This is a genomic window from Malonomonas rubra DSM 5091, from assembly GCF_900142125.1.
GTDB classification, from domain to species: domain Bacteria; phylum Desulfobacterota; class Desulfuromonadia; order Desulfuromonadales; family Geopsychrobacteraceae; genus Malonomonas; species Malonomonas rubra.
Genome location: NZ_FQZT01000004.1, coordinates 33,511 through 47,800, shown reverse-complemented (window position 1 = coordinate 47,800; position 14,290 = coordinate 33,511). Strand labels below are relative to the sequence as shown.

Below are 14,290 nucleotides of genomic sequence, written 5' to 3'. Positions count from 1 at the left end.
AACGAAAAAGTGCCTCAATAAGCAAAAGCTTGAGCAAAAAACTTAAAACATCTCCACTCCAAAAACCTGTGAAGACAACAGCGCAGACAGTCCACCATGCTATAATTTAACCAGTAACCTTTCTGGCTCACGACCCCCGTGAATCAGGCTGAACAGGCCATTAGATAGAACTGGCTCAAGAAAGTGGAGGTTTCCATGGAAAAGAAAAACTTCATCCCCATGTTTATCAGCATTCTGATGATTGGCCTGTTGAGTGGCCCGGCTATCGGTGAAGACACCAATATTGTTTTCAAGCATGATCAAACCGGCATCGCCGATGAAGTCAATAAAATGAAGGATTTTGATTTTGAGTTGCAGCGGCGGGACCGGGAGCGGATGAAAGAATGGAGGATTGAAGACTCAACCGACGCCATGAAGGTTGGTGATACCTACTTTGCCAAAGGTGAAATTGAGGATGCCATCTCTTTTTATCAGCTGGCCATCAAAATCGATCCTGCCAATAGCGAAGCCCATGAAAAATACATTACCGCCAGAAACAGGGAAAAAGAAACGGCCTCCGCCCACTATCATCAGGCGATGGAATATGACCGCAAGGGGATGAAAGACAAAGCCATCGACGAGCTGATCCTGGAAATCAAAGAGAATCCGGACAATGAGCAGGCGCGTATCAAGCTGAACGAAATCGAAAGCCGATAAGGAACAGAAAAAAGGCTGCGTTTCAACATTGTCGAAACGCAGCCCCTATCACTGATCCATTTTCAATCGCGATTACTTCAGGTCAAAACGATCCAGATTCATCACCTTATCCCAAGCGGCAACAAAATCCTTGACGAATTTTTCCTGCGAGTCTTCGCAGCCGTAAACCTCGGCCAGAGCACGCAGCTGGGAGTTTGAACCGAAGACCAGGTCGATACGAGAACCAGTCCACTTGAGCTCTCCGGTTTTCCGGTCGCGACCCTCAAAAACATTCGCGTCGCCCGTCGGTTTCCAGGCTGTGCTCATGTCGAGCAGATTGACAAAGAAGTCATTGGTTAAAACGCCTGTCTGCTTGGTGAACACGCCGTGCGCAGCCTGGCCATGGTTTGCACCCAGCACACGCAGACCACCGACCAGTGCGGTCATTTCAGGAGCGGTCAGGGTCAGCAGCTGCGCCTTGTCAATCAACAGTTCCTCGGCTGTGACCGAGAAGTTTCTCTGCAGATAGTTGCGGAAACCGTCTGCAACCGGTTCAAGAACGCTGAAGGACTCAACGTCAGTCTGCTCCAGCGTTGCATCGGTCCGCCCCGGTGCGAAGGGAACTGTCACCGAAACACCGGCATCTTTGGCTGCCTGCTCGACAGCAGCACAACCACCGAGCACGATCAGATCGGCAAGGGAGACTTTTTTGCCGCCGGCATTGAATTCCTGCTGGACTTTTTCCAACGCCTGCAGTGCTTTCGCCAACTGCGCAGGCTGGTTCACGTCCCAATCCTTCTGCGGTGCCAGGCGAATCCGTGCACCGTTGGCGCCGCCACGCATATCGGAGCCGCGGAAGGTCGACGCGGAAGCCCAGGCAGTCGTTACCAGCTCGGCAATCGATAAGCCGGAAGCGAGCAGCTTGCCCTTGAGGGCAGAGATATCCTGGTCGTTGATCAGTTCATGATCGACCGCCGGTACCGGGTCTTGCCAGATCAGTTCCTCTGCCGGGGCCTCCGGACCGAGGTAGCGTGAACGCGGCCCCATGTCGCGGTGGGTCAGCTTGAACCAGGCGCGGGCGAAAGCGTCAGCAAACTTGTCCGGGTTGGCCAGGAAATCGCGCGCGATCGGCTCGTAGATCGGGTCGAACCGCAAGGAAAGGTCAGCGGTAGTCATCATTGGCCGGTGTTTTTTATTCGGGTCGAAGGCATCGACCACCATGTCTTCTTCCTCAACATCTTTTGCCAGCCACTGCTGAGCGCCAGCCGGACTCTTGACCAGTTCCCACTCGTATTTAAACAGGACCTTCAGGTAGCCCATGTCCCACTGGGTCGGGTTTGGCTTCCAGGCTCCTTCGATACCGCTGGTGATAGTGTCGCCAGCCTTGCCGCTGCCAAAACTGCTGGCCCAACCGAATCCTTGCTCTTCAATCGGTGCCGCTTCAGGCTCCGGGCCGACGTGAGAGGCATCGCCAGCACCGTGGCACTTGCCGAAAGTGTGTCCTCCCGCCACAAGGGCAACGGTCTCTTCGTCGTTCATCGCCATGCGGGCAAAGGTTTCGCGCACGTCGTGCCCTGATGCAACCGGGTCCGGGTTGCCGTCCGGGCCTTCCGGGTTGACGTAAATCAGCCCCATCTGCACCGCAGCCAGCGGGTTGTCAAGATCCCGCTCGCCAGAGTAGCGGCTGTCATCTTGGTCGCTGGTCGCCAGCCATTCCTTTTCGGCGCCCCAGTAAATATCCTTCTCCGGCTCCCAGATGTCGGCACGACCACCAGCGAAACCGAAGGTCTTGAAGCCCATCGTTTCGAGGGCCACGTTGCCGGCCAGGATCATCAGGTCAGCCCAGGAAATTTTCCGACCGTACTTCTGCTTGATCGGCCAGAGCAGCCGACGCGCTTTATCCAGGCTGACGTTGTCCGGCCAGCTGTTCAGCGGGGCGAAGCGCTGGTTGCCGGTCCCGCCGCCGCCACGGCCATCGCCCATGCGGTAGGTGCCGGCACTGTGCCAGGCCATGCGGATCATCAGTCCACCGTAGTGTCCGTAATCGGCCGGCCACCAGTCCTGCGAATCTGTCATCAGCTTGGCCAGATCCTCTTTCACTGCTTTCAGGTCAAGGGTCTTGAATTCTTCCGCATAGTCAAAATCCCCATCCATCGGGTTGGATTTGGTCGATTGTTGATGGAGAATATCCAGGTTCAGCTGGTTCGGCCACCAATCCTGGTTTGAGGTGCCACCACCGGCAACCATCCTGCTGCTTTTTCCCGTCACCGGGCACTTACTCATGTCACTCATCAATGACCTCCTTTTAGGTTTGAAACTCTTTTGTGTCGCTAGAACTAATCTCTCTTCACCAAATCTTTCTCAAATAGGAATAGTTATTATAAAAGAACATTTCAAGCACATGTCAAGGGATGGCAGAACAAAAACAAGTATATGTGAAAAATTTTCAGCTGCAGAAAATCTCGCATTTTTTGCTAGACTTTACGCATGACAGCAACAGAAAAAATTAAAACCGATGCGCTCGGACCAGCAAAGGTCCTGCAGCTTTACGACCCGCAATCGGGACTGCAGGCGATTCTTGTTGTCGACAACGTCACTCTCGGCCCCGCTATTGGCGGAGTGCGGATTTCGCCAACGGTTTCTCCACTGGAAGTCTTCCGGCTGGCGCGGGCGATGACGCTGAAAAACGCCAGTGCCGGGCTCAATCACGGCGGTGGCAAAGCGGGCATCATTGCCGATCCGCACAAAGTCGACCTGGAAAAAACCTTCCGCACTTTCGGCCGCATGATTGCCGAAATTACTGACTATATCCCCGGTCCCGACATGGGTTGCGACGAACAGGCGATGGTCTGGCTGCAGGAAGAGATCGGCCGCGCGGTCGGTTTGCCGGCCGAACTGGGCGGGCTCCCACTCGATGTTTTGGGAGCAACCGGGTTCGGTGTTGCCTGCTGCGCCGAGGTTGCCGCAGCGGAAATCAACATGTCGCTGAGCGGGGCACGGGTCGCAATTCAGGGTTTCGGTAACGTCGGCCTGGCCGCGGCACGTTTTCTGGCCGAAAAAGGGGCTGTCATTGTCGCTGTAAACGACAGCCGCGGCACCCGTTACGATGCGAAGGGGATGAATATCGACAAACTGATTGCGGTGAAGAAAAAGCAGGGGTCGGTGATCGAATACGACGGCGGCAAAAAAATGAGGCGTGAGGATATCCTTGGTCTCGAGTGCGACATTCTCGTTCCAGCTGCCAACCCGGATGTCATCAACATGATGAATTTCGATAACATTAAGGCCAGGCTGATTCTGCAGGGAGCCAACATCCCAATAACAGCGGAAGCAGAGACCGAGTTACACCGTCGCGGTGTGCTGATCATCCCCGACTTCATCGCCAATGCCGGTGGCGTGATCATGGCAGCGATGGAGTACCAGCGTAAAAACGAATCGGAGGCGTTCGCTTACATCAAAGAAAAAATTCAAGACAACACTGTGCAGATGCTTGAACGGATGAACAGCGATAACCTGCTGCCGCGAACAGCCGCCGAAGAGCTGGCGAAAAGGCGATTGAAAACTGCGATGAGCTACCGTAGCTGGAGCCATAAATGGGGTTAAGCCCCGAACCTTCTACCCCATGACCTGCCGTACTTTTTCCGATAGTGCTTGCAGAGTAAAGGGTTTTTCAATCAAATCGACCCCCTCTTCCAGGATCCCATGCTGGGCAATGACATTTGCCGTATAGCCGGACATAAACAAAACCTTCATTTCAGAGCGATATTTTAACAGTTGCTTGGAGAGCGCCAGCCCGTTGCTCTCCGGCATGACCACATCTGTCAGCAGGAGATGAATCGGTTCGCTGTAATTTGCCGCAAGCTCCAGAACCTGCTTCGGGCTAGACGCTGACAGGACCTTGTAGCCGAGCTCTTTCAACATCTCTTCGGTTAAAGAAAGAACGGCTTGTTCATCTTCGACCAGAAGGATTGTCCCCTGTCCATGAGACAGGCGTTTTTCCAGAGCGCTTCCCCGCCCGTCTTCACTCTCTTTCGTTCTCGGTAAATATATTTTAAATATGCTGCCCTGCCCCGGGCGGCTAACAACATCAATATAGCCCTGGTTCTGTGTTACGATGCCATAAACTGTTGCCAGGCCAAGACCTGTTCCTTCGCCCTGCCGTTTGGTGGTGAAAAAGGGCTCAAAAATCTGCTCAATCGTTTCCCGGTCAATCCCCCGACCATCATCACTGACCGAAATTGCCACATATTCTCCGGGCGGCAATTGCCCATGTGCGGCGCACCATGCTTCATCGAGCAAAACGTTCTGGGTTTCAATAATGATCTGGCCATGACCATCGATGGCATCCCTGGCATTGACACAGAGGTTCGTCAAAATCTGATCGACCTGTCCTGAATCCATTTTGACTTTCCACAAATCCGGGCCAAGAACAAGTTTCAGATCGATATCTTCGCCGATCACCCGCCGCAGCATTTTCACCATGCCAGAAACCCTGGCATTCAAATCCATAACCTTCGGCACAATCGCCTGCTTGCGAGCAAATGCCAGCAGCTGTTGGGTGAGGTCAGATGACCGCTTGGCGGCATTTTTGATTTCAGCAATTGCTTTTGCGACACGCTCCTGATTTCCCAGCTTCAGCTCTGCCAAATCTGCCTGGCCGAGAATAATTGCCAGCATATTGTTGAAATCGTGGGCGATTCCACCTGCCAGTTGACCGACAGACTCGATTTTCTGCGCCTGGGCCAATTGCGCCTGCAGCAGTTCTCGCTCTTGCTCCGCCCGTTTGGTTTCAGTGATGTCACGGGCAATTCCGGCAACCCCGTAGAGCGTCCCATTCAATCCACGAAAAACCGCCTTGTGGGTGCTCATAAAACGTTCACGCTGTCCCGGAAACTGAACCCGTTCCTCTTTGTCGACAGGCTTTCCACTGCTGAGAATCTCCTGTTCTTCCTGTCTGAGCTTCTCCACCACCTCTTCACTGAAAAAATCCTGGTCCGTCTTGCCGATCACATCTTTTTCTGAAACGCCCAGCTGTTGTGCAAATGCCTTGTTGCATTCGACATATTCCCCAGCTGTATTTTTGACAAAGATGAGGTCGGGAATTGCGTTGAGCAGGCTGCGCAGCAACCCTCTTTCACGATCGAGCAAGTGGCGATGTTCTTCCAGCGCAACCTCGGCCACCCGACGTTCGCGCTGGCGACAAAGAATCATACCGAGAAGCAGGCTGCAGATTGGAAAAACCGACAGAACAGGCAGGGTGACAGCGGCAAGGATCTTGTAACGGACATTTTCCGGCATCAAAAGCATGCAGGCGAGAAAATCGAGCTCCACCAGAATGCCGAAAATATAGAGATTCCACTAGGTCAGTTTCCAGTTGAACCTTGCGACCAAAAGACGCCACAGCAGACCGACACCGGCAGTCGTAATAATCACCAGCGAGCCAACGTACATGCCACCGCCGCCCTGAAACAGGCGCAAGGCAACAGTCATGACGACTGCAACGAACGTCGGTACCGGGCCAAAGAACAGGCCACACAGGCTAAGCAGAATCCAGCGGGTATCAAAAAATATCCCGGGCACCAGCTCCCAGGGAGTCAGCATAACGGCCATGCCGACCAGGCCGATAAGAATCCCGGAAAGGATGTCTCGCTGCAGCCTGTTGCGCATTTTGTAGAGCCCCAAGGTGTCGTAAATGATCCCCAGGGCCAGCAACAAGACGGCATTATGGAGTAAACCGGAAAAGCTGCTCATCCCCTAACCTTTGGCAAAAACAATTTGAATCTCAGTCCATATCGGCACAATCAATTTCGCTGTCGGTAATTTTTGACAGCTTCATCAGCTTTCTGCCGGCCGATCTCGATCAGCTCGACCGCCCGGTCAAATTCATAAATAGTGCAACAGTCCTTTGGAATCTCGATCAGGATGTCGGGACTGTAGGCTGCCAGCATAAAACGGGCAATGCTGTTCTGCATGGCGTCGATGCTGCGGGAAATCACTTCGAAGAAGCCAGTGTCTTCCTGCTTGTGATTGTTCTTCTTCTGCAACCCATCGATAAACTCCACCACCAGTTGATGATACTTGTCAGTCAGTGAAGAGGGTTCCGGCTTCGGCTGCACAGGAACCGGCTTTTCACTGCGTTTGCCGCTCAGGCTGACGGCAATGGTCAAATCGGTCATGTCGCGCAGGGTCGGTGCAATTGGAATCGGGTTGGTCAGCCCCCCGTCAACCAGTTTTCGCCCCCTGTGTTCCACCGCGGAGAAGATCGTCGGAAAGGCGATCGAGGCGCGGATAGCATTGAACAGGGGCCCCTTGGAAAACCAGAGTTCCTTGCCGCGATCCAGTTCAGTGGCGACAGCGGTAAAAGAAATCGGCAAATCTTCAATATTCCACGAGCCAATCAAGTCGCGCAGGGTATTGATGATCCTCTCCCCTTTAAAGATCGCCGAGCCGCTGAAAGAAACATCAAGCAGCCGCAACATATCGAAGGTTTCCAGCGCCGTGACCCATTTACGGTATTGTTCCAGCTCACCAGCAGCATAGATTCCACCGACCAGAGCCCCCATCGAAGAGCCAGAAATCGACTCGATCTTGAAGCCCTGCTCTTCCAGCACCTCGATAATCCCGATATGCGCCAGCCCGCGCGCTCCGCCACTGCCGAGCACCAATGAAACAGTTGGATTTTTCTTAATATCTTTAGTCATCTGAAAAGTTTATCCGGTTTTCGTCGCAGGTCAATTACGAGGATTGCGAAGAACCCGGCCACGGGGTATTGTTTTCAGTAAATGAACCAAGAAAGGACTTTTCCCATGAAGAAATATCTCGCGTTACTCTTTGTTTTCATCCTGCTGGCCGGATGTGGGCCACAGCGGATTACCACCGGCACCGCCACAACCGACCTGCCACTACTGACAGTGGATGCAGAAGGCCAGGTCGAAGTGAACCCGGATCAACTGCAGCTGCGACTGGCGGTGGTAACCGAAGCGCAGGAGGCAGGCATGGCGCTGGAGCAGAACAACCTGCGGATGACAGCAGTGATGCAGATGCTGCAGGGGATCGGTATCAGCGCCGACGAGCTGGCGACCGGCCAGTTTCGCATAACCCCCCAGTGGAGCCGCCCACCGCGGCCGACACCGGCCAATTGGCAGCGGGAAATTATTGGTTACCGGGTCGACAACGAACTGCTGGTAACGACCGGGCAGGTCGAGCTTGCAGGAAAACTGCTCGGCCTGGCGCAACAAGCGGGAGCCAACCAGATCGGCGGCCTGCAGTTCGGACTGGCTGATCCAACCGCAGCGCAGCAGGAGGCAATCAGAATAGCGACACAAAAAGCGATGCGTAAAGCACAGGCGATGGCCGAAGCGGCCGGGGTCAAGTTGGCGACAGTGCAATCTATGCGGCTGAACGGTGGTGGCGGAAGCATGCAACCCCGGTTAATGCTGGCCGAAGCCCGCTCGGCGAGCGCGGATACAGTCCCGGTCGCCAGCGGCAAAGTCGAAATAGCAGCAACAGTATCGCTAACCTATCGGATCGAACCGACCAACTGATTCAGTTCATGATCACGCAGTTGCGGCCGCTCTCTTTCGCCTGATAGAGGCGGCCGTCCGCCTCCCGCACCATCTCGTCGAGCGAGTCGGCGAGGGTTTCAGTGACGCCGATGGAGATGGTCACCGGAATCGTCTCTCCATCGACAACAATCAGCAGGTCCTCGATTTTCTGCCGCAGATCGTCAAAATGGCCGAAACGGGCATCTTTTTCCATGTTGCTGGCGATAACAACGAACTCCTCGCCGCCAATGCGCGCCACCAGATCCGATTTGCGGAAACTGTTCTGCAGTGTTTGCGCCACCTCTTTGATCACCAGGTCGCCAGTTGCATGGCCGTAAGTGTCGTTGACATGCTTGAAGTGGTCGATGTCGAGCATCGCCACGCAGATATCGATATTCTCCCGCTGGGCGTTGGCAAACAGATTTGCTCCCGCCTCGAAGAAGTGACGGCGATTGTACAGCCCGGTCATGGCGTCCTTGATCGAGGCGTCGCGCAGTTGGGCAATACGATCGAGGATCTCGACGTTCTGGTTCACCCGCCAGACCAACTCCTCTTCAAAGTAAGGCTTATTGATGAAATCATTGGCCCCACGTTTGAGAAACTGGGCCGAGAGCATCGGGTTGCCCTGCGCCGACATGCCAATGACCGCCATCTGGTCCATCGGGAAACTTTTGCGGATTTCCGCCGTCAACTTAAAGCCATCCATGTTCGGCATATTGTAATCGGTCAGCACCACCTTGATCGAACGGTCCGCTCTCAACTGCTCCAGCGCAGCCAGGCCATCCTTCGCTTCCAGGACATTAAAATGCTGGGTCTGCAGAATTTGACGTGTCGCCTCACGGATCAGGTTGGAATCCTCCACCACCAGAACGCTGATCTCGTTATTCCGCAACACCCGGGCGATGGTGCTGGAGAGCAGATCGAGAGCATGCGGCCCCTTCATGATGTAATCAAGCACCTGTCTTTCGAGGATTTTGGCCCGGGTCTGGTCATCCATGCGACCCGTCACGACGATGACCGAAAGCCCCTTTTCGACGACCAGGTCGACGATCTCGCCGTCGGGAGAGCCGGGCAGGGTCAGATCGAGAACGGCCAGCGAATAGCGATCGGCATGCTCCTGAAGATGCTCCTCCGCCTCGCGGTAGCTCTCCTTGATCGTGCTGCTGATCATAAAATCCTTCGCGATCCGTTTCTGCAGCAAACCGGAAAACAGCCTGCTGTCCTCGACAATCAGAACATCTTTCATCATGGTCACCTTATTAGAAAAATTAACAAGAGCTAACGATTATACTCTGTCGGCCTGTTTTTGCAACTGCCCCTTGGCGTTTTTTCTCGATCTTGCTAGGCTGTCGGTTCAGGCTTTGCCTTTGTTATGTCATTCTCCTTGCCCTCACCGGAGACAGGAGGCTTAAAATGATTCACGTCCACCAGCAGTCCACCGCCAGCTTCGACATCGACCCGCAGCGCGGCTTCACCCCCCTTTGCCCTGACGAACTTCCGGTCGTCGACGGCGATAAAATTGCCGATGAACTGAACGCCCAGGCAGGCTTTGCCAGCGTCCGGCTGGTCAGCAAAGACTGTCACCCGGCCGCAGCCCCCTGGGTTGCACAGAGCCCGGAAGAAATCATGACGCCGGTCGAAGGCAACTATCCCGGACTCGACATCAAGTGGCCGCCACACTGCGTTGTCGGTACTGAAGGCAACAGGCTGATTCCAGGACTACCGGAAGAGAGCGCTTACGATCTGGTGATCGAAAAGGGCAAGGATCCGGTCAAACATCCTTACGGCGCCTGTTTTCAGGATCTGGCCGAGAGCGAGAGTACCGGTGCCATCGAATGGCTGCGCAAGCGCAACATTGAAACCGTCATTGTCGGCGGGCTGGCGACCGATTACTGTGTGAAAACCTCGGTCATGCAACTGCTTAAAGCAGGCTTCAAAGTGATCGTCAATCTTGCCGGCTGCCGCGGGGTCGCCGAAGAGACCAGCGCAGCCGCGGTCGATGAAATGCGCGCCGCCGGTGCAACACTGATCGACGGCAGTGCACAACTGGCAACGGCATGACACACCAGCCGCTGGAGCGTTGGCTGATCAACAGCCTGCTCGACACCGACCTTTACAAGATCACCATGCTGCAAGCCTTCTACCACGCGCCGGAGTTCCGCACCGTCGATGTCGAGTGGAAGTTCGCCTGCCGCAACCGCAACGGCTTCGACCTTTCAGCGTTGATCCCGGAGATCCTTCGCCAGCTCGGTCATGTCTGCAGCCTGAAATTCAGCAACGAAGAGCTCGACTACCTTGCCGGATTCCCTTTCATCAAGCCTGATTTCATCGAGTTTCTACGCGTCTTTCATCTCGATATGCGTTTTGTCCACATCCAGGCGAAGGGTGAAGATCTCGATCTGCGCTTTCGTGGCCCGCTGATTCACATCACCCTGTTTGAAATCTACGCCCTGGCAATCATCAGCGAACTGCACAGCTTGTTGCACTGCGGTGGTATCAACCTCGACATCGCCCGCAGCAAGTTGATGCAGAAGATTGAACTGCTCCGCTCGCAGGAGGAGATGCCCGGGTTCTCTTTTGCCGATTTCGGCACCCGACGGCGTGCCAGCAAAGCCTGGCAGGAAGAGGTGCTGATCACCTTGAAACGCCAGTTACCGCAGTATTTCTCCGGCACCAGCAGCCTGCATTTTGCACGCACCCTCGGCCTGAAACCGATCGGCACCATGGCGCACGAATGGCTGCAGAGCTGGCAGGCGGTGACCCGGCTGGCCGATGCGCAGAAGGAAGCGCTGGAGGGCTGGGTGCGGGAGTACCGCGGTCGGCTCGGGATCGCTCTGACCGATTGTTATTCGATGGATTCTTTTATCCGCGACTTTTCCGACCCCTATTTCGGCAAGCTCTACGACGGACTGCGTCACGACAGTGGCTGCCCGCTGAAATGGGGAGAGAAAGCGATCGAAATGTACCGGCAGATGGGCATCAATCCGCAGACAAAAACACTGGTCTTCAGCGACAGTCTCAATTTCCCGCGCATGCTGGAGATCTACAAGCACTTCAAAGGCCGGATCAATATATCCTTCGGCATCGGCACCAACCTGATGAACGATGTCGGCAACGTACCGCTTGATATTGTCATCAAGATGGTCGCAGCCGGCGGCAAGCCGGTGGCGAAAATCTCCGACGAGCCTGGCAAGAGCATGTGCGAAGATATCGACTATCTGCGCTACCTCGCATCGCAGTATGGCATCGATCCGGCGTCGGTGAACATCAGAGAATAAAGCGCGCCGCGCCCCTGTTTTTCGTCGGCAACCGGTAGCAGATCGATATCGGGAAAATTCACAGCGGGGGTGTCGCACCCCCCTCCTTCCTCATGAGTTTTCGCAGATGTAAATCTGCCAATATCCTTGACCTGCCCAACCACCCGTGAGATGATATTTTCTTAATTTTTCATCTTAGGGTGCGGCGGGTTTGATGCAAAGCGAGCCACAAAAGAACGAACGCCAACAGGGTTTTACCCTTATTGAGCTGCTGCTGGTCATTGCCATTCTGGCAACGCTGGCCGCTATCAGCGTTCCGATCTATTCCACCTATATTCAAAACATCAGAATCAAACTTCTGCATCAGACCCTCCGAAACATGGAACAGACGATCCTGCTGTACGAGCAAGAGCATGGCCAGTTGCCGGAGACCCTTGAAGAAATTGGCCTCAACTTGCTGGACCCTTGGGGGAACCCGTTTCAGTATATTTCCATTCGCGGCAAGCCGTTGACCGGAAAGGGCAAAGTTACGCCGCGCAAAGATAAATCGCTTCACCCACTGAATTCCGACTTTGACCTCTGGAGTATGGGGCCGGACGGGAAAACCGCTTTGCCGCTCACTGCCAAAGCGAGCCATGACGATATTATCCGGGCCGGAGACGGCAGCTTTATAGGAACCGCTGAGGATTACTGATGAAATATTTGCCGCAACTGAAAAGTCGTGTTTCCAGGCGTATATTTCTGGCGGTTCTGCTTTGCGCACTGGTGCCAATCAGCGGGTTGATTCTGTTAACCCTGCAGAGCGTTCGCGCCAACCTGGAAGCAGATACCGCAAGACGCCTGCATCACGCCGGGAAAAATATCGGCATGGCGGTAGTCACCGAGTTTGTTTCCGTTGAGAGCGCGTTAAAAAAAATCGCCAGCCTCTATGATGTTCCGGGCAATGGCCTGGAGCTGGAAGAAAACTTCGGCGAAGCCCTGCTGGAAAAGTTCTGGTTGCAGCCAGCGGGGGCCCATTTCCCAATCGCTGGTTTGAATTTTTCGGAAGAATATAAGGATCGCCTTGCCTCGGGGTCATCGCAGCTGGTTTTGGCACGGGTGAACCAAGCCATCACGCTCTATCTTTGCATCCCTACAACCGATGCTCACAGTAAGCCGGTCATTGCTGTCGGAAAAATCAGCCTGCCCGCCCTTGAAGAATATGCCTTGAATTTTTTGCCGCTGAACGCCCAGTTAATATTGCTGGACGCTGATTGGCAGCCGCTGACTGGCAATCTCTCCAACATGCTTGCCCCGGACCAGTTTCACAAAAAAGGGGAAAGTGGCCACAGCTATGCGGAAATTCATCAGGCGGGGGAAACCTGGCTGGCCGGGCGCTGGAGCCTGTTTTTAAAGGCGGCTTTCAACACCTCGAACTGGAATATTCTGGTCCTTGAGCCGAAAGCCGAAATTTTTTCCAGCCTTGCCCATTTCGGCAGAAATGCCTGGCTGACAAGCGCCATGGCTTTCTGGGTCATCCTGCTGACCAGCAGTATTCTGGTCCGTAAAACGCTCCAACCGCTGCAGCAGCTAAAAGAGGCCACCCGCGAAATCGGCCAGGGACACTTCAATTGCCAGGTTCGGCTGGACAGTCGTGATGAGTTTGAAGAGTTATCGACCTCGTTCAACCAGATGACCACGAAAATCCAGCAGCAGGTTCAGCAGCAACAGGATATGGGACAGGCGGTCCGACAGATTCTCGGCGCTATCGACATGGAAGCGATTATTGTCAATTTTCTACGCAATATCAGGGTATTTGAGTCGATCAGCACGCTGAGCCTGACGCTGTACAATGAAATGGAGCAAAACTCTTCAGCAACCTGGTTGTCGAGTCGCACGGAGAAAAGTGGCATTGAACTCCTATCAAACGCTGTGATCGCTGCAGATGAGGTTGAACTGTTGCTGCACGAAAAAGAAGCCTGTTCCGTACCACAGTGGCGCTTCCCGACCCTGCTCCAACCCCTGGCGGAACGGGGTGGCAAACTTTTCTCGTTACTTCTGATCGAGTACAAACCCTCAATGCATGCCATCGTTGGACTCTCTCATGCGAGCGAGCAGGCAGAGCAGAGTGATCTGCTGATTGCCAGGCAACTGGCCGACCAGCTGAGAGTCGCCCTGTCACGGGCCGAGATGGTCAAAGAACTGGATGACCTGAACCTCGGTATCCTGACAGCTCTTGCCCGAACGGTCGATGCCAACAGTCAGTGGACCCACGGTCACTCGGAACGGGTCACCGAATACGCTTTCCAGATTGCAAAGGCCATGGGACAGGATGAATCGGCGTGCCTGGACCTTCATCAGGCCGGGCTGCTGCATGACTTGGGGAAGGTTGCCGTTCCTGCAGAAATTTTGAACAAACCGGGCAAGCTGACCGACGAGGAGTTCGAGATCATCAAGCGGCATCCGGTCGAAGCCGTCCGTATAATCGAACCGATCCAGGTTTTCGGGAAAATCCTGCCGATTGTCAGGCAGCACCATGAACGTTGGGATGGCACTGGTTACCCGGACGGCTTAAAAGGCACGGAGATCCATCTTGGCGCCCGCATTCTGGCAGTTGCCGATGTCTACGACGCACTCTATTCCGAACGCCCTTACCGAGCCAGCTGGAACCAGGAAAAAGTTCTTGCCTACTTGCAGGGGCAGGCGGGGAAAGCCTTCGATCCGGAGGTTGTCAACGCATTCTGTACACTGGTTCAGCAGGATGATCGCTGGCGCAACTGCAGCTGACACCCCCAGATTAAATACTTTTCCAGACTTTCAGCAGAGATCTCGAAA

General features: G+C 54.5%; 12 protein-coding genes. 7 read left to right on the top strand and 5 right to left on the bottom strand.

Annotation, left to right across the window (positions count from 1 at the left end; translation table 11 throughout):
- Window positions 1-195: 195 nt before the first annotated feature.
- Window positions 196-696 (top strand): tetratricopeptide repeat protein, encoded by a 501-nt coding sequence (locus tag BUB13_RS07035; protein WP_072907237.1) that lies wholly within the window; start codon window positions 196-198, stop codon window positions 694-696.
- 72 nt (window positions 697-768) lie between these two features.
- Here the strand turns inward: BUB13_RS07035 and katG are convergent, their stop codons facing one another.
- Window positions 769-2,967, bottom strand: a complete 2,199-nt coding sequence (katG, locus tag BUB13_RS07030) for a catalase/peroxidase HPI (RefSeq protein ID WP_072907235.1) — start codon at window positions 2,965-2,967, stop codon at window positions 769-771.
- 195 nt (window positions 2,968-3,162) lie between these two features.
- Between katG and BUB13_RS07025 the strand changes: the two genes are divergently transcribed.
- The gene (locus tag BUB13_RS07025; protein WP_072907233.1) at window positions 3,163-4,278 is read left to right on the top strand and encodes a Glu/Leu/Phe/Val family dehydrogenase; all 1,116 of its coding nucleotides are present in this window, start codon (window positions 3,163-3,165) and stop codon (window positions 4,276-4,278) included.
- 12 nt (window positions 4,279-4,290) lie between these two features.
- Here the strand turns inward: BUB13_RS07025 and BUB13_RS07020 are convergent, their stop codons facing one another.
- The 3 genes from BUB13_RS07020 to BUB13_RS07010 are packed head-to-tail and all read right to left on the bottom strand — an operon-like array spanning window position 4,291 to window position 7,376.
- Window positions 4,291-5,973 (bottom strand): hybrid sensor histidine kinase/response regulator, encoded by a 1,683-nt coding sequence (locus BUB13_RS07020; RefSeq protein ID WP_161947629.1) that lies wholly within the window; start codon window positions 5,971-5,973, stop codon window positions 4,291-4,293.
- A gap of 60 nt (window positions 5,974-6,033) precedes the next feature.
- Window positions 6,034-6,426 carry a LytS/YhcK type 5TM receptor domain-containing protein gene (locus BUB13_RS07015; RefSeq protein ID WP_072907229.1) on the bottom strand — a complete coding sequence of 131 codons (393 nt, stop codon included), beginning with the start codon at window positions 6,424-6,426 and terminating at the stop codon, window positions 6,034-6,036.
- A gap of 50 nt (window positions 6,427-6,476) precedes the next feature.
- Window positions 6,477-7,376, bottom strand: a complete 900-nt coding sequence (locus BUB13_RS07010; RefSeq protein ID WP_072907227.1) for a patatin-like phospholipase family protein — start codon at window positions 7,374-7,376, stop codon at window positions 6,477-6,479.
- Window positions 7,377-7,481: 105 nt separating this feature from the next.
- Here BUB13_RS07010 and BUB13_RS07005 point away from each other — a divergent pair, with 105 nt between their 5' ends.
- A complete protein-coding gene (locus tag BUB13_RS07005) occupies window positions 7,482-8,219 on the top strand; it encodes an SIMPL domain-containing protein (protein WP_072907225.1) in 738 nt (245 codons plus the stop codon).
- A 1-nt stretch (window position 8,220) separates the two neighbouring features.
- Here the strand turns inward: BUB13_RS07005 and BUB13_RS07000 are convergent, their stop codons facing one another.
- The gene (locus BUB13_RS07000) at window positions 8,221-9,465 is read right to left on the bottom strand and encodes a GGDEF domain-containing response regulator (protein WP_072907223.1); all 1,245 of its coding nucleotides are present in this window, start codon (window positions 9,463-9,465) and stop codon (window positions 8,221-8,223) included.
- Between the two features lie 167 nt (window positions 9,466-9,632).
- Between BUB13_RS07000 and BUB13_RS06995 the strand changes: the two genes are divergently transcribed.
- The 4 genes from BUB13_RS06995 (at window position 9,633) to BUB13_RS06980 (ending at window position 14,242) form a co-directional block, all read left to right on the top strand.
- Window positions 9,633-10,280, top strand: coding sequence for an isochorismatase family protein (locus tag BUB13_RS06995; protein WP_072907221.1), 648 nt, complete (start codon window positions 9,633-9,635; stop codon window positions 10,278-10,280).
- Window positions 10,277-11,497 carry a nicotinate phosphoribosyltransferase gene (pncB, locus tag BUB13_RS06990; RefSeq protein WP_072907219.1) on the top strand — a complete coding sequence of 407 codons (1,221 nt, stop codon included), beginning with the start codon at window positions 10,277-10,279 and terminating at the stop codon, window positions 11,495-11,497. Before BUB13_RS06995 ends, pncB begins: the two co-directional genes overlap by 4 nt.
- 193 nt (window positions 11,498-11,690) lie before the next feature.
- Window positions 11,691-12,170: a type IV pilin protein gene (locus BUB13_RS19355; RefSeq protein ID WP_072907217.1), complete on the top strand. Its 480-nt coding sequence runs from the start codon at window positions 11,691-11,693 to the stop codon at window positions 12,168-12,170.
- On the top strand, window positions 12,170-14,242 hold the full coding sequence (locus BUB13_RS06980) for an HD domain-containing phosphohydrolase (RefSeq protein WP_072907215.1): 2,073 nt from the start codon (window positions 12,170-12,172) through the stop codon (window positions 14,240-14,242). Before BUB13_RS19355 ends, BUB13_RS06980 begins: the two co-directional genes overlap by 1 nt.
- Window positions 14,243-14,290: the final 48 nt, after the last annotated feature.